General features: G+C 68.2%; 24 protein-coding genes. 11 read left to right on the forward strand and 13 right to left on the reverse strand.

What is annotated here, in order from left to right; genetic code table 11:
- Positions 1–3: 3 nt before the first annotated feature.
- The 3 genes from AB0O21_RS25165 to AB0O21_RS25175 all read right to left on the reverse strand — a co-directional run bounded on the left by AB0O21_RS25165 (position 4) and on the right by AB0O21_RS25175 (position 2,159).
- Positions 4–417: a hypothetical protein gene (locus tag AB0O21_RS25165; protein WP_365174166.1), complete on the reverse strand. Its 414-nt coding sequence runs from the start codon at positions 415–417 to the stop codon at positions 4–6.
- Positions 418–608: 191 nt separating this feature from the next.
- On the reverse strand, positions 609–932 hold the full coding sequence (locus tag AB0O21_RS25170) for a hypothetical protein (protein ID WP_365174169.1): 324 nt from the start codon (positions 930–932) through the stop codon (positions 609–611).
- Positions 933–998: 66 nt separating this feature from the next.
- Positions 999–2,159 (reverse strand): hypothetical protein, encoded by a 1,161-nt coding sequence (locus tag AB0O21_RS25175; protein ID WP_365174172.1) that lies wholly within the window; start codon positions 2,157–2,159, stop codon positions 999–1,001.
- A gap of 224 nt (positions 2,160–2,383) precedes the next feature.
- Here AB0O21_RS25175 and AB0O21_RS25180 point away from each other — a divergent pair, with 224 nt between their 5' ends.
- The 7 genes from AB0O21_RS25180 to AB0O21_RS25210 all read left to right on the forward strand — a co-directional run bounded on the left by AB0O21_RS25180 (position 2,384) and on the right by AB0O21_RS25210 (position 9,098).
- Entirely contained in the window at positions 2,384–4,060 is a 1,677-nt protein-coding gene (locus tag AB0O21_RS25180) for an FAD-dependent oxidoreductase (RefSeq protein ID WP_365174175.1), read from the forward strand.
- Complete coding sequence (locus AB0O21_RS25185; RefSeq protein WP_365174177.1) at positions 4,057–5,559, forward strand: ATP-binding protein; 1,503 nt, start codon at positions 4,057–4,059, stop codon at positions 5,557–5,559. Before AB0O21_RS25180 ends, AB0O21_RS25185 begins: the two co-directional genes overlap by 4 nt.
- Positions 5,556–5,909 carry a UBP-type zinc finger domain-containing protein gene (locus tag AB0O21_RS25190; protein ID WP_365174179.1) on the forward strand — a complete coding sequence of 118 codons (354 nt, stop codon included), beginning with the start codon at positions 5,556–5,558 and terminating at the stop codon, positions 5,907–5,909. The genes AB0O21_RS25185 and AB0O21_RS25190 overlap by 4 nt, the downstream gene beginning before the upstream one ends.
- A gap of 375 nt (positions 5,910–6,284) precedes the next feature.
- Positions 6,285–6,479, forward strand: a complete 195-nt coding sequence (locus AB0O21_RS25195; protein ID WP_365174182.1) for a hypothetical protein — start codon at positions 6,285–6,287, stop codon at positions 6,477–6,479.
- 143 nt (positions 6,480–6,622) lie between these two features.
- The gene (locus tag AB0O21_RS25200; RefSeq protein WP_365174185.1) at positions 6,623–7,489 is read left to right on the forward strand and encodes a GNAT family N-acetyltransferase; all 867 of its coding nucleotides are present in this window, start codon (positions 6,623–6,625) and stop codon (positions 7,487–7,489) included.
- Between the two features lie 325 nt (positions 7,490–7,814).
- Complete coding sequence (locus tag AB0O21_RS25205) at positions 7,815–8,444, forward strand: SMI1/KNR4 family protein (RefSeq protein WP_365174188.1); 630 nt, start codon at positions 7,815–7,817, stop codon at positions 8,442–8,444.
- Positions 8,445–8,621: 177 nt separating this feature from the next.
- Positions 8,622–9,098 (forward strand): hypothetical protein, encoded by a 477-nt coding sequence (locus AB0O21_RS25210; RefSeq protein ID WP_365174190.1) that lies wholly within the window; start codon positions 8,622–8,624, stop codon positions 9,096–9,098.
- 55 nt (positions 9,099–9,153) lie between these two features.
- Here AB0O21_RS25210 and AB0O21_RS25215 read toward each other — a convergent pair whose 3' ends face one another.
- Both AB0O21_RS25215 and AB0O21_RS25220 read right to left on the reverse strand, forming a co-directional pair.
- Positions 9,154–10,170 carry an aminotransferase class I/II-fold pyridoxal phosphate-dependent enzyme gene (locus tag AB0O21_RS25215; RefSeq protein ID WP_365174193.1) on the reverse strand — a complete coding sequence of 339 codons (1,017 nt, stop codon included), beginning with the start codon at positions 10,168–10,170 and terminating at the stop codon, positions 9,154–9,156.
- The gene (locus AB0O21_RS25220) at positions 10,167–11,507 is read right to left on the reverse strand and encodes a radical SAM protein (protein ID WP_365174195.1); all 1,341 of its coding nucleotides are present in this window, start codon (positions 11,505–11,507) and stop codon (positions 10,167–10,169) included. The genes AB0O21_RS25215 and AB0O21_RS25220 overlap by 4 nt, the downstream gene beginning before the upstream one ends.
- A gap of 209 nt (positions 11,508–11,716) precedes the next feature.
- On the opposite strand from AB0O21_RS25220, the gene AB0O21_RS25225 reads away from it, so the two are divergent.
- The gene (locus AB0O21_RS25225; RefSeq protein ID WP_365174197.1) at positions 11,717–12,403 is read left to right on the forward strand and encodes a hypothetical protein; all 687 of its coding nucleotides are present in this window, start codon (positions 11,717–11,719) and stop codon (positions 12,401–12,403) included.
- Positions 12,404–12,460: 57 nt separating this feature from the next.
- Here AB0O21_RS25225 and AB0O21_RS25230 read toward each other — a convergent pair whose 3' ends face one another.
- Positions 12,461–13,183, reverse strand: coding sequence for a DUF6193 family natural product biosynthesis protein (locus AB0O21_RS25230; protein WP_365174200.1), 723 nt, complete (start codon positions 13,181–13,183; stop codon positions 12,461–12,463).
- A gap of 551 nt (positions 13,184–13,734) precedes the next feature.
- On the opposite strand from AB0O21_RS25230, the gene AB0O21_RS25235 reads away from it, so the two are divergent.
- Both AB0O21_RS25235 and AB0O21_RS25240 read left to right on the forward strand, forming a co-directional pair.
- A complete protein-coding gene (locus AB0O21_RS25235; protein ID WP_365174202.1) occupies positions 13,735–13,869 on the forward strand; it encodes a hypothetical protein in 135 nt (44 codons plus the stop codon).
- Between the two features lie 122 nt (positions 13,870–13,991).
- Positions 13,992–14,792, forward strand: coding sequence for a hypothetical protein (locus AB0O21_RS25240; protein WP_365174203.1), 801 nt, complete (start codon positions 13,992–13,994; stop codon positions 14,790–14,792).
- Between the two features lie 147 nt (positions 14,793–14,939).
- On the opposite strand, the gene AB0O21_RS25245 is transcribed toward AB0O21_RS25240, so the two are convergent.
- From AB0O21_RS25245 to AB0O21_RS25275, 7 genes are all read right to left on the reverse strand, one after another.
- Positions 14,940–15,377, reverse strand: coding sequence for a DUF4259 domain-containing protein (locus AB0O21_RS25245; RefSeq protein ID WP_365174206.1), 438 nt, complete (start codon positions 15,375–15,377; stop codon positions 14,940–14,942).
- A gap of 113 nt (positions 15,378–15,490) precedes the next feature.
- A complete protein-coding gene (locus tag AB0O21_RS25250; protein WP_365174208.1) occupies positions 15,491–15,682 on the reverse strand; it encodes a hypothetical protein in 192 nt (63 codons plus the stop codon).
- Positions 15,683–15,703: 21 nt separating this feature from the next.
- Positions 15,704–15,985 (reverse strand): hypothetical protein, encoded by a 282-nt coding sequence (locus AB0O21_RS25255; protein ID WP_365174210.1) that lies wholly within the window; start codon positions 15,983–15,985, stop codon positions 15,704–15,706.
- A 20-nt stretch (positions 15,986–16,005) separates the two neighbouring features.
- The gene (locus AB0O21_RS25260) at positions 16,006–16,521 is read right to left on the reverse strand and encodes a transposase (RefSeq protein WP_365174212.1); all 516 of its coding nucleotides are present in this window, start codon (positions 16,519–16,521) and stop codon (positions 16,006–16,008) included.
- Positions 16,522–16,679: 158 nt separating this feature from the next.
- Positions 16,680–16,874 carry a transposase family protein gene (locus AB0O21_RS25265; protein ID WP_365174258.1) on the reverse strand — a complete coding sequence of 65 codons (195 nt, stop codon included), beginning with the start codon at positions 16,872–16,874 and terminating at the stop codon, positions 16,680–16,682.
- Between the two features lie 183 nt (positions 16,875–17,057).
- Positions 17,058–18,452, reverse strand: coding sequence for a group II intron reverse transcriptase/maturase (ltrA, locus tag AB0O21_RS25270; RefSeq protein WP_365174214.1), 1,395 nt, complete (start codon positions 18,450–18,452; stop codon positions 17,058–17,060).
- Between the two features lie 834 nt (positions 18,453–19,286).
- A complete protein-coding gene (locus tag AB0O21_RS25275; RefSeq protein WP_365174217.1) occupies positions 19,287–19,844 on the reverse strand; it encodes a TetR/AcrR family transcriptional regulator in 558 nt (185 codons plus the stop codon).
- Between the two features lie 293 nt (positions 19,845–20,137).
- Here AB0O21_RS25275 and AB0O21_RS25280 point away from each other — a divergent pair, with 293 nt between their 5' ends.
- Positions 20,138–21,085: an oxidoreductase gene (locus AB0O21_RS25280; protein WP_365174219.1), complete on the forward strand. Its 948-nt coding sequence runs from the start codon at positions 20,138–20,140 to the stop codon at positions 21,083–21,085.
- The last annotated feature ends 42 nt before the right edge of the window (positions 21,086–21,127 follow it).

Genomic DNA, 21,127 nt, shown 5'->3' on the forward strand with positions numbered 1-21,127 from the left:
AGGTCACCGCAGGGGCTCGAGAATCCTTCGGGCCTCCTCGCGCACGGCTCTGTCTTCATCGGATGTCAACGCCGAGCACAGCACCGCAAGCCGTTCTCCGTCCTCCTCTGACTGACCGCAGATATTGAGGATCGCAGCCCCAAGGTGATCGCCGGTTTCGTCATCCGCGCTGGCGAGCGCGGTCAGCACCATGCGCAGACCGAGCACATCCCAGCGTTCGAGTAGAGCCTCCGCCGTCTCCTGAGTGACGAACGTGTCGCGACCATCCAGCAACAGCCGGTGCAGGACCTCGGCTACCTCGGGAACCTCCGCGACGGCCGCCAGATGCCGGCCTGAGGCTGCTCTAACAGACCATGACGCCGAAGTGGCCTCTTGAAGAAGTGGGGTCAGCTCGTCATGAGACTCAAAACCGGTCATGGTCCTCACTCTGACACACCCGCTTTCGCTCGTCAGTTCGGACGTCACGCAATCGCGGGCAGAGCCGTTTTCCAAAGGGCACCATCACCGATGCCGCGGCTCCCGGGCCTCGTGGAAACGGCAGGTCGGCTGCTTCCACACGCGGCAGGGCCTCCGTTGGGCAGGGCGATCCCCCGCTGCTGCAGCCTGATCTACCGCGCGGCCCGCAACGCCGCCGCGATCTGGACGACATCCAGGTCGACGACGACCTCCTCGCCGTCCCACACGCCGCGCGAGGAGATCGCCAGGCCGATCAAGGCCAGCTCGGCAGCATCGTCACGCAGTTCGTACTCTTCGCGGCTCTCCTCGCCGATCCGACCCGGTTCCTCGCGATCCCAGGCGGCGACTGCCGACTCAGCCACGGACCGAGGCAACCGCACGCTGATCTGACTTATCTGGGGGTCAAGATGAGCCCCGATCGAGGCCAGCACGGTGCGATCCTGCTGATACCTCATGTATTGCTCGCGACGTTCCACGAGGCGAGAGTACTCACCGAGGTACGGCGCTATGTACCCATCTCGCGCCCCCCCTGTGCTGGCTGTTCAGGGCGCATCGGAGAAGCACACTCGCACGGTGAGGAGGCCACCCGACGAATCCAGATCGGCGATCACCGGGAAGAAGCCGTCGCCGCAGCTCGTCATTGCGCACAGCACGCGGGCATCACCGAGTTCCACGGACCCGGCCTCGACGTGCGAAGCACGTACCTCGCGCATGATCTGCCAGTGATGGGAGTGCGGCCGGAAGTCCACCGCCATGCGCCGTCCGGTCTCGTCTTTCCATCTCGACAGAGCCCGTGCTCTGTCCGTCGCCTCCGAGACGGGCAGGCCGGTCCACCCGCGAACACCCTCCTCGCCGAGCTCGCCCAGTTCGGGTGCGGCAAACGTTGCGGCCGCTTCGTCTGCCGCGGCCCCCCAGAACGCCACATCGGCCAAGCCGTCCACCGGCTCATCGTGCTGCCAGATATTCAAGGCGTCGACATCGCCGAAAAGCACGCGTGCCCAGTCCACGCCGATGTCACCCAAGGAGACCGATGAGGTCGCCTGGCCCTCGTTCATCCGGATCGAGATCTCGGACCAGCGTTCCCCGACACCGTCGCCGTGGTCGACTCGTGTCGCCAGCACGGGCAGGTGCCGACTTCGGGGTACGCCGCCTACTGCAACGACGGACACCCCGAACATCAAGAAGCTACCACCGCCCTCCTCCGCTGTCCGACGGGCCCTGTGGGCATGTGCCTCGCGAACCGGCAGGGCCTCCAGCCGGGCGTCAAGGCCGGCAGATCGGCAGTGTCCATCGAAAGTCGCCTCCAATTCGGAGGCTCTTGAGGCCGGGATGTCATGGAGCCTGGAGCCTGGCTGCCGGTCAAAGCTGCGAACGGCTACGGAAGCGTCCGGCCCGGTGACCACGAAGTCAATGGCGCCCGTGACGTCAGCGGCCATTGCAGCGTCTTCAATGCCCAAGGAAGCCGGATCGACGTCCGCCGGCGACCGGTCTCCGCTCCACAGCCCCAGGTAACCACCGTCAATGAGCACCAGGGTGCCGGACGGGCAACTGATGGTTCCCAGCTCGAACATCTCTTCCATGCCGCGCGAGTCTACGGCCATGGTGTGCTCGATCCTGTCGAACAGTCCGGCCACCTCGCAGTGGTCGGCCGTCAGTTCGGCGATGATGTCCGCTGCCTCTGCCTGTCCGTGTCCGTGTCCCATGGCGCTGTCCCTTCCCGATCGGCATCGGAGGGCCGGCTCCGTGCCGTACGCCGCGAACGCCGTACGGCACGGGAAAGCGCTGACCGACAGCGACTGCACACATACCCGGAGTGCACGATCCGCGCTGTCCTGGAGCGTTGCCGGACCATCGAACATACGATGGGCGGGAACCGGCGCGGACGGCTCCCGCTGCCGGCCGCCCAGAGCGCTTGGGGTGGAGACGTATGGCACAGGCCGCCGATGCAGGGCGGACCGTCATCCTGACGGTGGACGACGACCCGGGAGTCTCCCGTGCCGTCGCGCGTGATCTGCGGCGTCGCTACGGCGCCGGCTACCGGATCGTGCGCGCCGAGTCCGGCGAGTCCGCGCTGGAGGCACTGCGCGAGCTGAAGCTGCGGGGCGACCTCGTCGCGGTGATCCTGGCCGACTACCGCATGCCGCAGATGAATGGCATCGAGTTCCTCGAACGGGCGCTGCAGGTGTACCCGGGCGCGCGGCGCGTGCTGCTGACCGCGTACGCCGACACCAACGCGGCCATCGACGCGATCAACGTCGTCGACCTCGACCACTACCTGCTCAAGCCGTGGGACCCGCCGGAGGAGAAGCTCTACCCCGTCGTGGACGATCTGCTCGCGGCCTGGCGCGCCAGCGATTACCGGCCGGTACCCGCCACCAAGGTGGTCGGGCACCGCTGGTCGGCGCGCTCCTCGTACGTACGGGAGTTCCTCGCCCGCAACCAGGTGCCGTACCGCTGGTACTCCTCCGACGAGCCCGAGGGGCGGCGGCTGCTGGAGGCAGCCGGGGCAGACGGACAGCGGCTGCCCGTGGTGATCACACCGGAGGGCACCGTACTGACCGAACCGGATGCGCCCGAACTGGCCGCCCGCGTCGGGCTCGCGACGACGCCGACCGCCGACTTCTACGACCTCGTCGTGATCGGCGGCGGCCCGGCCGGGCTCGGCGCGGCGGTGTACGGGGCCTCCGAGGGGCTGCGGACCGTACTGGTCGAGCGGTCGGCGACCGGCGGGCAGGCCGGGCAGAGCTCGCGCATCGAGAACTACCTCGGCTTCCCGGACGGCGTGTCGGGCGCGCAGCTCACGGAACGCGCCCGCCGCCAGGCCGGCCGGTTCGGCGCCGAGATCCTCACCGCGCGCGAGGTCACGGGGCTGGAGGTCAACGGCGCGGCGCGCGTCGTCCGCTTCTCCGACGGCTCGGCGATCGCCGCACAGAGCGTCATCCTGGCGACGGGTGTGTCGTACCGGCAGCTCCAGGCCCCGGGCTGCGAGGACTTGACCGGCTGCGGGGTGTACTACGGCTCCTCGCTCACCGAGGCCTCCTCCTGCCAGGGCCATGACGTGTACATCGTGGGCGGCGCCAACTCCGCCGGGCAGGCGGCGATGTACCTGGCGCGGGGCGCGAAGTCGGTGACGCTGCTGGTGCGCGGGGAGTCCCTGACGACATCGATGTCGTACTACCTGATCCAGCAGATCGAGGAGGCGCCGAACATCACGGTGCGGACCCGCACCGTCGTCGAGGCGGCGCATGGTGACGGGCATCTGGAGCAGCTGACGCTGCGGGACGTGGACAGCGGTACGACCGAACTCGTGGACTGCCAGTGGATGTTCGTCTTCATCGGCGCGGCCCCGCGGACCGACTGGCTCGACGGTACGGTGCTGCGCGACGAGCACGGCTTCATCCTGGCCGGGCCGGACCTCACGCCGGACGGGCGGCCGCCGGCCGAGTGGGAACTGGACCGGCCGCCCTACCACCTGGAGACCAACATCCCCGGCGTGTTCGTGGCGGGCGACGCGCGCGCCCAGTCCGCGAAGCGCGTCGCGTCCGCCGTCGGAGAGGGAGCCATGGCCGTGATGCTCGTCCACCGGTACCTGGAGCAGTCATGAGCGGGCAGGCCGGGCAGACCGGGCCGGGCGGGCAGGCCTGGCCGTGCAGCCCGCAGGAGATCGCCTCTCTGTTCCTGTTCGAGAAGCTCTCCCCGGAACAGCTCGGGTGGTTGTGCCGCGAGGGGCAGGTGGAGCGGTTCGAGGCCGGCCCGGTCTACACGGAGGGCGACCCCGCCACTTGTTTCTACGTGATGATCGAGGGCACCGTCGTCCTCTCCCGCCGGGTCGGCGGCGACGACGTCGAAGTGAGCCGCACCTCGCAGCGCGGCGTGTACGCGGGAGCCATGCAGGCCTACCTCGGCGACCGCGTGCCGCAGACGTACAACAACTCGATGCGGGTGACCGAGCCGACGCGGTTCTTCGTACTGCCCGCGCAGTCGTTCGCGGACATCATGCGGGAATGGTTCCCGATGGCCGCCCACCTGCTGGAGGGCCTGTTCTTCGGTTCGAAGAAGACACAGCGGGCCATCGGACAGCGTGAACGGCTGCTGGCGCTGGGGTCGTTGTCCGCCGGTCTCACCCACGAGCTCAACAACCCGGCCGCAGCGGCCGTCCGGGCCACGGCGACTCTGCGTGAACGGGTCGGCAAGATGCGGCACAAGCTGGCCCACATCTCCCAGGGGCAGTACTCCCGCGAGGCGATCACCGACCTCATCGAGATCCAGGAGCGCACCGTCGAACGCGTCGCCAAGGCGACGGCGCTCAGTCCCCTGGAGGCGTCCGACCGGGAGGACGAGCTCGCCGACTGGCTCGACGACCACGGCATTCCGGAGGGCTGGCGGATCGCGCCGACCTTCGTACAGGCCGGTCTGGACACGGACTGGCTGGAGCACGTAGCGGCGACCGTGGCCGAGGACATCCTGCCTGCGGCCATCGGCTGGCTCAACTACACGGTCGAGACCGAGCTGCTGATGGACGAGATCGACGACTCCACCGCCCGCATCTCCCACCTCGTGGACGCGGCCAAGCAGTACTCGCAGCTCGACCGCGCCCCGCATCGCGTCGTCGATGTCCACGAACTCCTCGACAGCACCCTGTTGATGCTGTCCGGCAAGATCGGCCCCCGGGTGCGGGTGGTCAAGGCCTACGACCGCTCCGTGCCCGACGTGCCCGCCTATCCGGCGGAGCTCAACCAGGTGTGGACCAACCTCATCGACAACGCCGTCTCCGCCATCGGGAGCACCGGCCGCGACGGCACGCTGACCGTCCGCACGGCACGCGAGGGGGATCGGCTGCTGGTGGAGTTCCGCGACACCGGACCCGGCGTCCCCGCGGACATCCGCAGCCGCATCTTCGACCCCTTCTTCACCACCAAGCCGGTCGGCGAGGGCACCGGCCTCGGCCTCGACATCTCCTGGCGGATCGTCGTCAACAAGCACCACGGCAGCCTCGAGGTCGAGTCCGCCCCGGGCGACACCCGCTTCCGGGTGCTGCTGCCGCTGACCGTCCCGCAACAAGAGACCTCCACCGCTGCGGAAACCGCCGAGGAGCCGACATGACCGACCTCGAAGGAATCGACCCGAGCGTCCCGCCCAGCGGCGCCGGCTGCGCCGAGTGCGACGCGGTGGGCGGCTGGTGGTTCCACCTGCGACGCTGCGCCCAGTGCGGCCACGTCGGCTGCTGCGACTCGTCCCCCGCTCAACACGCCACAGCTCACTGGAAGTCCACCGGCCACCCCCTGGTGCAGAGCTTCGAACCGGGCGAGGAATGGTTCTGGAACTTCGACACCGACGCCCTGTACGAGTCCGGGCCCGAGCTGACTCCGCCCCACGGCCACCCGGCCGAGCAGCCGGCCCCGGGGCCGGCCGACCGCGTACCGCAGGACTGGACCAAGCGGCTGCACCGCTGAACGGAACGCGGCGAGGAACGGGCCGTTGCAGGGCGTGCGCCCAGGCCTGGACGCGCCCGGCCGTCTTTGCGGGAGCAGCACGCCAGCACGCCACCGTACTTCGCAATGCCCACCTCATCACCAAGTCCGTCGCGGGGGTACGGTGCTGCACCAGGCCACGCCGTTGGGCCTCGAGCTCCTTGGCCTGGCGCTGGTGCCGGCGCCGCGGGTGAACCAGCTCACCGCACACGGGACTCGTGCCCAGGGTCAGATGGTCAGCCCGCGTACCCGGCAGCCCGCCCTCCGAGTCAGAGAGTTGATCGTCTACTGTTCCAGCGTCATTGGCGTTGCTGGTAGGACTTGTCGGGTGGGGCGAGCGTGAGAGTCAGATTGGCCATGCGACTGCTGGGCAATGTGCTGGGCGGAGCCTTGCAGGTTGTAGGCATCGTTGTGATCATCAACCACTTCGACAGTGCCTGGCGCTGGCTGGCTTTGTCCTTCGGGGTGATCTGTCTCCTCGGCTTCTATCGCGGCGCCCAGCTCGCTCTCAAGGGCCTCATGCCTGGCTCGTCGGGCGGTGCCGCGGCATAGGGGCTGCAATGAGCCCCGCCATCTCGGGTTGCGCCCGCACGCTCCGGCGCATGGCGGAAGCCCTTGGTCGGGCCGCTGTGCGAGCAGCGGACGGCCCGGTTATTTGGTTGCGGGCCTTCGGGACGGAGTGTCTGATCCCGGCTATGACGATTGTGCTGGGTACGCCGACTGTCGACGGGGTACGCGAGGCCATGGCCGCGCTGCGGGAGTGGCAGTACGACGCAGCGCCGATGCAGTTGCATTCCGGGGACATCGGCTGGAACTACCGGTTCGGAACGGCCGAGACGGCCGCGGTGGTCCGGACCTGGAGTCGGGACGGGCGGATTCTCGCGGTCGGGATGCTCGACTCGCCGACGCTGGTGCGGATGACGGTCGCTCCGGACGCCTTCCAGGATGAGGACTTGGCGCGGCAGCTCGTCGAGGACTTCTCGCTGCCTGAGCGCGGCGTGCTGCCGGAGGGAGCGGTGTCCATCGAGGCCCCGCTGGGCCTGCTGCTCCACGACCTGCTGAGCAAGGAGGGCTGGGGCGTCGACGAGCCGTGGACGCCGCTCTTCCGCGACCTCACCGAGCCGGTGGAGGAACCCGGCGTGCGGATCGAGTCGATCGGCCCGGAGCAGGCGCAGGACTTCGCAGACGTCCTGCGGTCGGCGTTCAACACCTCGCGGCCTACGCGCGAGTACTGGCCGGCGATGTCGGCGGGACCGTTCTACGCCGACGCCCGCTGCCTGGGCGCCTATGACGACCAGGGCAGCGTGGCGGCGGTGGTGACGGTGTGGTCGGCCGGCCCGGGGAAGCCGGGGCTGGTCGAGCCGATGGGCGTCCACGAGGACCACCGTCGTCGCGGCTACGGCCGGGCGATCACCGTGGCCGGGGCAGCCGCGCTGCGGGAGATGGGCTCGTCGAGCGTGCGTGTGTGCACGCCGAGTTCCAATGTCGGCGGCGTCGCCACGTACAAGGCGGCCGGGTTCGAGGTGCGGCCGGAGGTGCGGGACCGGATCCGGACGGTCTGACGCCGGGCGTGCTCGGTGAGGTGGCAGTGCGGGGCGTAGATCGTCTGACAGGTGCGGGTGTGGCAGCGTGGAGTACCGCCACAGATTTGCTGCCAAGTTGGTCGCCGACCCTCACGGCAACGGCAACGGCAACGGCATCGGCTTCGGGTGCAGGGCCACGGTGGCGAACGCACCGTCCCGATCTATCTGCGGCAGTCCAAAGAGGGCCCGCCGCGTGCACAGTCCGCCGTCACCGAAGTCCTCGGCTGACTTCCACGCACCCCCAAAAGGCGATGTCGGCAGTGCCGGATACCTTGTATCCGACGAACACGGCGCTGGAGGGGACATGCCATCTGAAGAAACAGCTCTCACCGCACTCATCGCGGTAATGCCGCCACATGACGGCGCCGATGAGCAGGTGGACTGGGACGCGATGCGACGGGCCTGGGCAGTCGGCTTCCCCTCCGACTACATCGCCTTCATGGCCACCTACGGAGCCGGAGGCATCGACGACGCGTTCGGCATCCTTACTCCCGAAGCGGCCACGCAGCCGACCTACGGTCAGGAACTCGGGAGCATGTCGGGCGAGACTGCTACCATCCGGCAAATATGGGCGGACGAAGGCGGCCTGGACGGCGTTGATGCCGGTCCCGAAGCGATCATTGCATGGGGCGTGAGCTGCGGAGCCGACATCCTGGGTTGGCTGACCATCGACGACGATCCCGACAAGTGGCCGGTCATCGTCTGGGAACGGCACGGCCGACCCCACTGGAAGATCTACAACTTCGGAATGGCGGAGTTCATCCGGCGCCTGTTCACCAAGGGCTTCGACAAGTGCCCACTCAGCGACGCGTCCCTATGGGGAGAGCCCACTCCACACTTCCTCCACTGGCGCGAGGAACAACGACGCTGGGACTCCGGCATAGACCCCTACACAGGCGAACCCAACCCATACTTCGGTATGGAGTACAACTGACCACGTCCCGGCGCCTTGCCTACAACGCGACGCCTCGCCGAAGAACGCACCGCTGGGATCACCCCCGGCGGGGCGGTTGAGCACACTGCCTTCCAAGCCGCGTGAACGAACCTGTCACCCACCCGAACCTGCACCAGACCCCTCGCCTTGTCGGTGGCCAGTCGTAGGGTTCAGTACGTGAGTGACATTTACGAGTTGATGATTGCCGTTGACCTGAGGGACGAGCTCTCCGAACAGGAACTCGCCGAGCTGCGCTGGCACCTGGGCATCGGACCCCAACCAGAGTGCCTGTCCATCGTCACCGAGTTCCCGTTCGTAGTGACGGACGAATCGGGGAACCCTGAGATTGAGGACGAACCCTACCCACTGCTGGCCGGGCAAGGCGCGGCATGGCGGGTAGGGGGCCTGCTCTGCTCGGAACTGGCCAGTGCCGCGGACCTGCCCCGGAAGGGCTGGTCGCTGACGTCCCGACAGGAGATACACCCGGACGAGTTCGAGAAGGTCGGCGAGCTACTGTGCTGGCTGGCCGCAAGGACTCACGAATCGAACCTGCCCGGGGATAGCGCAGTCGGGATCGGTTCCCTCAGGTTCTATGAAGCCGAGGTTCCGGATGCACTCCAAGTCAAGAGCGGGCAGGTCAACTGGCCGACCTGAAAAGTGTTCACCGCAGCCACCCACGTGACCGCCCCGTAACGGGCTCCCGGGGCTTTCATCGTGCCACCGCCGCCGTAGGGCCGAAAGCGTCGGCGAGGCTGGTCAGGATGGAGCCGGACCAGCTGCTCTCCCCGAATACGCTGACCGGCATGGCGAGCACGCCGCACTCGCGTTGGAGCGTCTCCGCCGGGATTTCAACCGGGAAGAAGTAGTTGCCGGGACAAGTCCGGCTCGCCGTGGGAATCGCCCCGAGGACGTCGTCCGGCAGCCGTTCGAACAGCCGCTCAGCCCGTGCGGCCAGTTCGTCGACGACCTGCCGGGGCACGTCGCTGTGCTCGGTCAGCAGACGGTCGGCGAGCCTCAGCTGTTCCGACGCCGGCGGATCCGCCCGGAACGCTTCGGCCAGTTCGGCCTGCGCCGGACCCAGCAGGACCACGCCGAACGTGCGGGGCCACAGCCATCCCTTGGTGACCGAATGCAGCAGGACCGCACGACCGGTGTCCAGCAATCGCCGTGTGCCGGCAGCGAACGGGGCTCCCAGGTCGTAGACGCTGTCGATCAGCAGGCGGCGACGCGGCGATTCGCTCAACCACGAAATCAGCGCGTCGCACTCGGCATCGGACAGGTATCGGCCGAGAGGCTTGCTGGGGTTGGCGAGCAGCAGGTATTCGGGCCGGTGGTCCGCCGGCGACCTCGGCAGGGCCGGCTCCGGTAGCGTCGGGTAGGACGCGGGCGCCAGGCCCGCGGCGCGGGCCAGCTCGAAGTAGACCGGGTACACGTCGCGGGGCAGCCACAACCGCGCTTGCACGGCGTGCAGCCAGTGGAACACCACACCGAGCCCGTGCCGGACCCCCCGACAGACCATGGCTTGGCCGGACCACTCCTCCGGAAGCTCGAAGCGCCGCAGCCAGGCACGGGCGAGATCGCACCGGTGCACCGTACGCATGTCGGTCGGCGGTGCCGGTCGCATCGGAGCGAGCGCCCGGTACACGTTGGTCTCGGCGGCGTCCAGAAGCGGAGAGGAAGCACTGAGGTGCCGCTGCCGGAATTCCTGGAACTCCTCGAACCTCATGCCACTACGCCTTCCGGCACGATCTCGCTGGCCCGGTCTTCCAGGGAGGCGTAGCAGCGTCCGTCAGCCAGGACGTTCCAGCTGCGTGCGATCCCGCTGGTGCGTTCCCAGAGCAGGCTGGGCTCGGTGTAGGCGGCGATCCGCATCGGCCGTCCGTCCCAGCTGCCGTCGTAGACCGGCGCGCCCCAGGGCAGGCGACTCGCCAGTTCGAAGCCGTGCTGCTCGGCGAACCGGGTGACGATGGACAGCGAAACCTGGTGCTCTCGGCTCCAGACGTTGGCGGCGCGGTCGAAGTAGAGCGACTCGGTGCTGGTGGATACGTAGAGCTCTTTGAAGCAGACTTCCTCGACACCGAGAGCCGCGGCCCACGAAAGGTAGTCGGCGACCCCGGCCGCGTCGGCGACGCCGCCGTGCTGGAGCACGCAGATCAGCCTCATTCGCAGCCCCGGCCAGCGGTCGCGTTCCACGCGCCAGGTGTCGATCACAGAGCTCACCGGCGTGCGCAGCATCATCAGCCTCTCGCTGACGGCGTCGTCCTGATGGTGCCGGGAGACCGCCAGCACGCTCAGGCCCGCGGCGCTCAGGGCTGCGAGGCGGCCGGCCCGGTCGGCGTGCTCGCCTTTCGCCAGGTTGTGCGCGTTGGTGATGAGGACGACCTTCGGGAAGGCCGCCGAGCAGGCGGACACGAGTCGCAGCTGCTGTTCGAACGGTATGAGCGTGGGCTCCCCGCCGCCGGTGATCACTGCACGCTCGGCACCCGCCGCATGTGCGCGTTCCAGCCAGTGGGCGACCGCGTCCCACGGGACCCGTGCCGGCGCTTGGTCGCTGGATATCGAAGCCGAGGAGAAGCAGAACGAACACCGGGCTTGGCAGGCGGAGGCGACCGGCAGAAGCGACACCGAGCGCGGTCGTGTGTCGGCGTAGCGACGCTGTGCCGATCCGTGCAGGTTCAGGGAGGCCGCCATCGCATCCTCGACGGTTGTCGGGCGCAGAGTGAACTCGTCGCCTACGTGGTCGAGCTCGTGGACCGCTGACAAGCGGATGCGGACCTCGTGCAGTTCCATGCCGAGGCCGGTCGTCACGTTGGGCACCAGCTTGTCGGGGTCCACCATGGTTTCCAGCACCAGCAGCCGGTCACCGGGAATGGCCAGACGGTCCAGCAAGCGTCGCGCCTTGCCGATGCCGATTCCCAACTCCGCACGGGTCAGCAGGTGGAACCGGTCGGGATAGGTACTTTCCGGAATCCCCGCCTTGCCGTAAGCGAACGCGTACTTGTCGAAGCCCTTCGCGAAGTTCGACAGCACGATGACGTGGAAGCGCTGGTCGCCATGGTTCATGCCGTCATCATGCATGAACCTCCCGAAAGCTGAGCACTCACTGTCGGGGCTCGTGAACAAGGCCATGCAAGCACCGCAGTATCAGCGTGGCCCACGTCTGTCGGCGGCCGCCGGGAGTTCCCCGCTGACGGCCGGTTTGACTCCCCAATTGAAGGTAACTATCCGAGGTGGATTGGCAGTGGTGACCGGAGTGGGGAAGGTACCTGGGCGTGGCGCGTACGTGGTTGTCGATCCGTGTGGAGCTGGTCTCCGGTCGAGGTACGGACTTCTGGCCGCGGCCCGGGCGTGTGCTCGCTGCCGCGCGTTCCCATTCCTTCGAGCAGCTCGCAGAGTCCATCGATGCGGCGTTCGGCCGCTGGGACATGGCTCACTTGCACATGTTCACGCTGGTCGACGGAACCGGTGTCAGCCCGCTGGAGTGGTGGGACGGGGAAGCGCCCGACGGCACGATCGACGGCCGGGCGACCACGCTGAGCAGGCTGGAAGCCGGCGAGCAGTTCGCCTACGTCTTCGACATGGGCGACAGCTGGACCCACCTGTGCACGGTGGCGGAGAAGCGGATCGACCCCCTGGAAGAGCTGGGCGCGGATCCACGCCGTCCGGCTCCGTACTGGGGGTGGGGAAGTCTGCCGGATCAGTACGCCCGCCGCTGGGACGGAGACGACGGCGACTCCCGGATGCCGAAGCGGCCCTCCCACGGCGGCCTCGGAGACTCCCGCCGATCCTCCCTTGGTGGGGTGAACGGGGACGCGGATAGATCACGCCGCGTGGATTCTGTGGCCGCCCGCGGGGAGTTCGGACTGGCCGCTGTCACACTCGTCGCCCACGCGGAACGGCACCAGCTGGGATGGTTCGAGTTGCTTCTTCGCCAGGCTCGGATCGTGGCGCCCTGGTGAGCGGAGAGGTTGTCCGGGATCACGCGCTGGGCTCACTGCCGCCGCGCGCCACGGGTCTCATTCGGCGGCGGTTCCCTCTACGGCCGGTCCGAGACCCGCGGGGAGGTGCGCCACCGCCAGGGCAACAGCCTCCTCGGCCGTGGCGACCTCCCCGATGACGTCGGCGTGCGGATGCTTCAGCACGCGGTACGGGCTGCCATCAAAAGACGGGGCGATGGCCACCTCATTCTTGAACGGGAACCCAGTGCAGGAGCTGAAGCCGAGCGTCCAGTGGCTGGAGAACACATAGAGCTGCCGCAACCTCGGCTCGGCATGAGCCGCTTCCACGAGTTCGCCGAACTCAGGGCAATCCGGCGCCTCGTCCGCCTGTTCCCGCATCAGGCGCCACTGCAGTTCCACCACTGCGGCCGGCCCATGCTCGTGGGCCACGGCACGCTCACTGGAGTGCAGAAACGGCAGCTCCGCGCGCAGCTCCCGCAGGCTCCTGCCCTTTCCCCACCCCGCACCAGCCCTGACGACATCCGCCAGGTCAGGCGTAGCTCCGGTGACGAGCTCGACCCCCCGGCTCCAGCCCGAGACACCAAACCAGCGGCTTTCCGCCCCGAGGTGGACGGACAGCGGTTTGCGCCCAGGAACCGACGAAGCGATGCCGGCCGAAACGAGCGGCCCCCAGTCGCCGGGGACCACCGTGAGATCGACACCGAGGTCGGCCGCCAGCTGTTCCAGCGCGGCGGCAAGGCTGCCCGCAGCCGCCAGGTCAGGGTAGAGATCAGAATTCACCTGCACAGTCTGCCGTCGCGACGCCACAGAGGGAACGACGATCACGCACAGCGGACAGGGAGCGTAGCTCACCTGACCCCGCGTGCGCGGAGCCCACCGCCCGGGGCGCGCAACTGGCGGTCAGTAGGGACCTGAGCGGGGACCCCCTGCCCGTACACGGGGAAACAGCCTCGGCCGCTGCCAGTCCGGAAATGATCAGGGCACGCCCGACAAGCACCGGGGAGTCGGGCCCAGCTCCGCCTCGCCCGCACCTTCGCCCGGGACCTCCGCCGCCCCTGGGAACGCCCGGCGGAACCGCACAGACTCACTCCCGCCCGGGTCCGGCGCGGGCTCAGGAACCTCCGAGTGAAGACCGGTACGCCAGCGGGGAGGCGCCCAGATCGGGCCGGAGCCGATGTTCATGAGAACGGGCGGCACCCCGACGCGAGGCCGGTCCGGGAACACCCCGAGCAGCAGCCCGCCCAGAACCGCGTCGGCGATCGAGCCCGCAGCCTCACTTCTGCGGTCGGCGCTGGCCGTCGTCCGGGGCGGGGGTGGTGGGGAGGGTGGCGGTGAGTGTGTGGCCGCCGTTCGAGAAGCGGGCCGCCGCCGCGAAGGTGGCCGGCCACCAGGGCGCCAACTACGCCCGGATCGGCGAGGCCTGGGACATCAGCAGGCAGTCCGCCCGCGTGAAGTGGCCCTCCTGAACGGGCGCGCGGCCGGGTTCCCGGCCGCGCGGACCCGGAACGGGTACTCGGTAGCTCCGCGCGGTAGCTTTCCGGTGACGCGACGACGGACGGCGCCGCAGTGCCAACAGGGGGCGAACACGATGATTTCCGCGCAGATACTGGTCGGCGGCGACGGTGCCGAGACCGTGCTCGAAGGCGGCGGTCTCCGGCTCGTCGACCCCCGCGCCCCCACCGAGATCCCGCTCGCGGTGGTCCAGGAGGCCCGGACCGGCGGGGGCCACCACGTCGAGATCGTACTCACCGACGGCACCGTGCACCGTGTGCACCGTGTGCACGGCGGCAACCCAACGGCCGCCGCCTCCTTCGTGACCGCCCTGACCGCCGCCCTCCCCGAGCGGCGCGACCCCGCGGGCAGCGCCCGCGTCACGGTCACCCCGCTGACGCCACCAGCGGAGCCGGAAAAGACGAGGAAGCCGTTCGACCGGGTGCGCGCGATCCTGCTCGCAGTCCTCCTGGCCTACGTCGGCAACACGATCGGCGTCAACGTCGTAAACGAAGCCGGGGCGATCATCCTCCCGCTCGTCGCGGTGATCCCACTCGTTCTCGGAGCGACCCTGCAGTTCAACGCGGTGCTCCTGACGCAGGTGCACCTCACACTGAGGCGGCGCGGGATCACCGTGCCGGCCCACTTCACCAACAGAGGCAAGGACGGGGCGTCCTGGTACACGTACACCAGCGCCGACGGCGTCCAACACCGGGCCCGGGGCAACAACCTGGGCCCGGTGACCCGCGTCGTCTACGACCCCAAGAGCCCCGGGGAGCACTCCTTCGAACTGTCGGCCAAGAGCACCGCGCTCACCGCCGGCTTCCTCACCCTCTTCGGGTTGCCCCTGCTGGTCGGCGGCGCCGCCCTCGCCGTGCTCCCGTACTTCCTGGACTGAAGGGGCCCGGTCCGCGTCACCGCAGGGCGGGGAACCTGAACATTCGCGGTACGGCCGACCCGCGGCTGCCTCCCGAACCCGTGGACAAACACCGTCGCTTGAAGGGTTCTGGCTCAACTACGGTGGTCCGTGACTGTGGGAAACCGATTAGATCGCGAAGAGGGCTTCCTCTTGTGGCGGGATCGGAGGGTCAAGAACGTCGCGTAGGCGGGTGATCTCCTGACGCCACTGCGACCAGTTCGCAGCTTCGGCCCACAGCTCGGCGAGTTCAGACCGGTCGGAGACCACTTGGTCCAGGGCGTCGACGGCGAGCATTCGAAGGTCTGCGGGCAACTCCGGTAGCGGCTCTGATGGGCCATAGTTCAAACACGCCGGCTCGGCGTCAGGATGCTGGGCGACGACCAGGGCAGCTGCGGCCACTGCCCGCTCGCCGTCGTAGATACCGAGGAAGTCCGCGGGGCTGGCGGCGCGTACGAGCACGCCGCGGATCACGGGTTCGCGTTCTTCCCGCGCTGCCTCGTCCAGATCACCCCCGGAGTCGGCGGCGGTGTCGTTGTCGAAGGGGCCGATATCCCAGGTGCCCATATCTCTCCTTGCGTGGCCGTCTGGGGGTCGTCGCACTGGGCACCGACAACGAGGTCACGAGGCAAGCAGCACCGGCTTGCGCAGAAGCTTGAAGCCAGCACATCCGTACATTGTCACTTGATCATTTTGATGCGGTTGACGTGGCCTTCCACGACGCCTGAGGTCCAGGGCAGGGTCAGGCCGGCTGCGACGGCTGCGAGGTCACGTTCGAGGCCGTTGATGAAGGTGCGCATGCGGGGCAGGTCGTCGCCCCGGACCGCCGCTACCCACTCGGGGAGCCGTTCTCCTTGGAGCTGGGTGAGCATCTGCCCGAAGGAACGAACGTGTCAAGCGAGGGCGTCCGGGTGGGTCAGGATCCACCCGGAGACCGTCCTGGGCGATGGCGGCCGGCCTTCCGGCCCAGTGTCCCGGAAGGGACGAAGGTAAGCACGGACCGCCCCGTACCCACCGGCGTATCCGTGGCTCTGGATCTCCTTCCAGAGGGTCCAGGCGTTCGTGCAGCCCTCGGCCCACCGCTCGTGCAAGTACGGCTTGAAGTCGTCGAGCTTCGTCCTGCGGTTCTGCCACTGGCCTTGGAAGGGGTCTTCCGGGCTTGCCGCGTCGGCCATGCGCTGAACGGTTCGGTAGGTCATCCGGAGCTTGCGGGCGACTGCACGCCGGCTGTGCCCCTCGCCGAGCATTTCGTGCACGATGGCGTGCTTCTCGCGAGTTCGATCGGCGAAGCGGTGTCCAGTCGGCCACGGGGACGTGCCGGCCTCGGGAGCTGGTAACGCGGTGACGCTCTCGGAGCCGGGAACGTGAATGGCGCGCGCAGGCAGGCGCGATGGCGCGATACGCATCGTTCGGCGGCTTCGCCGAGGTTGCGCCAGAGATGGAAACGGTCTGCCACCTGCACCGCGGTGGGAGCCCCGGTGCTGGCGCCTTCGGCGAGGAAGGGGGCACGGTCGCGGCAGATCACCTCAGCTTCGGGACACTCGGCAAGCCAAGCGGCGACAGTGGCTGCCTCACGGTCGGCGTAGTAGGTCCACGGGCCTCCCGGTTTCGACATCGACCAGCACCGTCCCGTAGATACGGCCCTTGCGCATCGCGTACTCGTCGATACCCACCACCCGGGGGTCCGACGGCTGAGGGTCAGACATCGCATCAACCAGGCGGAGCACCGTGCTGCGACTCATCGGGATTCCGAAGACGTCTGCGAGGCGAGCTCCGGCGCGGCCGGCCAAAGCCAGACCCACCTCGGCCAGAGCCGAACGCAGGCGCTCAGTTCGCTGAGCATGACGTCGAGTAAGTCCAGGTACCTGTTCAAACGAAATTCTGCCGCCCACATGAGGTGCCCGCGCAGATAAGCCGGCGAACCCGCAGACGCAGCACCACACGCCTTCGAACGCTAGGCAAGTCGGCGGGGAAACGCAGGTAGGACCCATGGATGCGGTTCGACCACCTTCCGCAGCCTGGACCGTCAGCACCAGCCCCGGACTCTCGGACACGGCACAGCAGGCATGGGGCATTTCAGGACGATCGAGGAGAGCCGATACGAAGATCGACAGTTACGGAGCGTGGGTGCACCGCTGAGTAGGCCCGGAGCGCGGTGCCGGGATTACTCCCGGTCCGTTTCTCCGGACCTCTCGCCGAACCCGCCGTGCATCTCTCAACGCAACGGGCTCTCCACGGTTTCTGCCGTCAGACGGGGTTCGCAGGCTGCCAGGGGTTGGGGATCGTGCTGGCCCGGTATCGGTAACGGCTGACCGTGACCGATGCGATCCGGAACAGCTCGACCCCGTCCGCCGCGATGGGTCGCCATTTCCCCGTGGGGGTGGTGAACCGGCGGCGGACGTCGCCCCAACTCCAACGGTGACGTTCACGCAGCATGCGGATGAGACGCCACCACACGAAGGCGTCGAGCCTGTCGAAGACATGCTTGGCGACAGCGTGCTTGAAATAGTTGGCCCAACCGCGCATGATCTGCGTGAGTCTGATCAACACGGTGGCAAGATCCTGCTGCGATGTCCTGCCTGTCAGAGCACGGACCTTCGCCTTCAGCGACCGGATGGGCCGGTCGGCGATGAAGGTGTAGACGTGCCACTTGGTCGTGCCTCCTTTGCGTTTCCACTGGATGCGGAAGCCCAGGAAGTCGAACCCTTCGCTCATGTGCGCGATCCGGGTCTTGGCCTGCGACAGACGCAATCCCAGAGGTTCGAGCACGGCAGTGACTTCTTCGCGCAGTGCCGCGGTGTCGGCCTCGGTGCCGTGCACCAGGACGACGAAGTCATCCGCGTAGCGGACGACCCGCCACGTGGGTTGACCTTTGCGGCGCCGGTAGGCGCGTTTGCCTTCGGTGGCCATTGCCCCGCCTGGTTCCCAGGGCCCGTGCAGGTGCTCGTCGAGCGCCGACAGGGCGATGTTCGCCAGTAGTGGGGACAAGATGCCGCCTTGCGGGGTGCCGGTCATTGTCTCCTTGTTCTCGCCGAGTTCCGTGAGGACTCCGGCTTTGAGGAAGGCTTTGACCAGCGTCAGGACACGTTTGTCCTTCACCCGGTGACGCACTCGGTCCATGAGAGCCGTGTGGTCGATCGAGTCGAAGCACGCCTCGATGTCCGCATCCAGCACCCAGCGGTATCCCCGGGTGCCGAAGTAGTGGATCTCGGCAATCGCGTCCTGGGCCCGCCGTCGGGGCCGGAACCCGTAAGAGACCGGCTTGAAGTCGGCCTCGAAGATCGGTTCCAGCACCAGCTTCAGTGCCGCCTGAACGACCCGGTCCGCGATCGTCGGAATCCCGAGTTTGCGGACCTTTCCCGAGCCTCCCGGCTTGGGAATGATGCGTTCCCGCACCGGCAAGGGACGGAACGACCCGTCCTTGAGGGCGGCCCGCAGGTCGTTCAGGAACCCGGGAACACCGGTCGACTCCTCGACATCGGTGGCCGTCAGTCCATCGACGCCGGGAGTCCGGGCTCCCTGATTGCCCGCGACCCGGTCGAACGCCACCAGCAGCGTCGCCGGATCGTGCACGAAGTTGAACAGGTCATCGAACCGGCGACCGGGATCGGCCACCGTCCAACGGTGAAGCTTGGTCTGCATCTCCAGTACCCGGGCCCGAGGACCCGGAGCTCCGCCATTCGGCGGGGCATCTTCCGGCATTGCAGCGTGCTTCCCTTCTCGATACCGCTGCCGCCCTTCCCCATGCGGCCGGCTCTCCCGGCCTCGGAGTACTACGGCGGCTCCGCCCCGTCCCCAACCGATCAGCGGTCGATGCGCTCAGCCCGGTCGGCCTGCTGGAGGCAGGCGACGGGGCGAGGTTCGGGACGGTTCCCGTGTTCACTGTGGTTCGCTCGATGGAGTAGGAGCCCGACTGTGTCCCTGCGGCATCGCCACGAGTACGCCGCAGGCTTTCCTCGTGGCCTCCCGGCCAGCTTTCGTAGACCGACCCAGGAGTTGTCAGACCACCCGAAAGGATGACCTGCATACGCACCGCTACCGGCCCAGATCCACCAGGTTCGAGCCGGTGTCCCTATTAAGAGACGTAAAACGCCGGTTCCTCGCGTATTCCTCTCCATCACGCTTGCCGGACCCGCCCCATCTGGCGGTTCTGGGTACGTCCCGGCTTTGTCAGGGCCGCTCTCGCCCTCCCCGGCATCACCCGGATCAGGCTGCCCTCAGCTTCAACCCGGCTGCTGCGACAGCGGGTTGGTGCAGGTCTTCCACCTCCACTCGAACCAACAGCGCCTCACGGCGCAAACAGAAGTTGAGCCAGAACCGCTTGAAGAGAACAGAGCCACGGCCCACATCTCGCCCTACCTGACCGAGCACATCAACCGGTTCGGCGAGTACGCAACGCACGAGCTCGGCATCCAATCCGAGGCGTACAACGCGAAGCTCGACGTCGACGGGTCGGCGCCGCATGCCAGGCCGGGGTCAGACGGCCGACAACACGCCGGCGTGCGCAGCGGCCAGCGCAACGTGCACTGCCCGGTCCACGGTCGCCTCGTCGACCGGCTCGCCGGTGAACACGAGCCGGAAGTAGATGGGCGCGGCGAGGGTCTTGAGGAGTTCGGCAGGGTCGATGTCCGCAGGTAGTTCGCCGCGCTCGATGGCTCGGGTGACAACGGGTTCCGCCCGCCGGAACCGGTCGTCGAAGAGCGCGTGCTTGGCTTCGGCGAGCCGGGGAAGGCGTACGGCGTCCGAGAGGACGGTGGTGAGCAGGGCCCGGCCTGCTTGCGTGGTCATGGTGGCGACGAGGGAGCGGGCCAGCGCGCGCAGGTCACTGTCCACCGCCCCGGTGTCGGGGATCGGGATGTCCGTGGCGAAGTGGCCGGCCAGCGCGTCGGCGACAAGGGCATCGGGGTCTTTCCAGTTCCGGTAGATCGTCGTCTTGTGTACGCCGGCCCGTTGGGCGACGCCTTCGACGGTCAGGGCTGCATACCCGCTTTCCGTGAGCTCGGTGATGGTCGCCGCCAGCACGGCGGCGCGCATCTTGTTGCCTCGCCCGACAGCGGGTGCACGCCTCGAGGGCGACCCAGCAGACTCCATTGCAACTCCTAGTTGCGTTGACGGCGAAACATGCAGCAGGATCAGACTATCGCAACTTCGAGTTGCAATGCGGCTGTGCTCTCTCGATGCCGCAGGCACTCCTGACCCGCGAATTGGAGCTCCTCATGACCCGTGACTCCCGGGCAGCCTCCCGAGCCTCGCTGCGCGACCCTGACGACACAGCCGCGTGCGGTGACCATCGCGACGCCGCCCCGGTGCCGCAAACCCTTCCGCGCGTGACCTGGACACCGGACTCCATCACTGACCAGTCGGGACGGCTGGCTGTCGTCACCGGTGCGAACAGCGGCATCGGGTACGTCACCGCTCGTGAACTCGCCCGCCGCGGCGCCCATGTCATCCTGGCCTGCCGCAGCCGCGAGCGCGGGACGGCCGCGGTGCAGCGGCTGCGGACCGAAGTCCCCGGCTCCCGCGCCGAACTGCGCATGCTCGACCTCGCCGACCTGCAATCCGTCCGCGGCTTTGCCGAGGAATGGAGCCACGACCGGCTCGATCTCCTGGTCAACAACGCCGGCGTCGCCATGGTGCCGTTCTCCCGGACCGCCGACGGCTTCGAGTCCCAATTCGGCATCAACCACCTCGGCACGTTCGCGCTCACCGGCCTCCTCATGCCGCATCTGCTGGCCGCCCGCGATCCACGCGTGGTCACGGTCAGCAGCGAGGGCCAGAGATTCGCCCGATTCGACCTGAGCAACCTCAACGCCGAGCGCCGCTACCAAACGGCGTTCGCCTACGTGCAGTCCAAGCGGGCCAATCTCTACTTCGCGATGGAACTCCAGCGAAGGGCCGACACCGCGGGGCTGAGACTCCGCAGCATGGCCGTCGCCCCCGGACTCACCCGCTCCAACGTGCTGACCGGCGGCGCCAACAGCAACCGGGGGCGCACGTACGGTCTCCTCACGCGCCTGCTCCTGCGCACCGCTTTCCGCCCCACGCCAGAAGGCGCCAAGACCTCCCTGTACGCCTCAACCGTCCCCAACCTGCCCGGGGGAAGCTACGTCGTACCCGATGGGCCGTTCCAGCTCCGCGGCGAGCCCGTCCTCCGCAGCCGGGAGCGGGCCATCCGGGACTCCTCCACGGCTCACCAGCTGTGGGTGCTCTCCGAACGGCTCACCGGCGTGCACTACTCATTGCCGGCAGAACCGCCCTCTCAGAACTGCCGGTGAACACGCCCGAAGGCCAGCAGGGCGCCATGACCTGACCGGCGA

The sequence above is a fragment of the Streptomyces sp. NPDC091371 genome (genome assembly GCF_040684275.1).
In the GTDB taxonomy this organism is placed as follows: Bacteria; Actinomycetota; Actinomycetes; order Streptomycetales; family Streptomycetaceae; genus Streptomyces.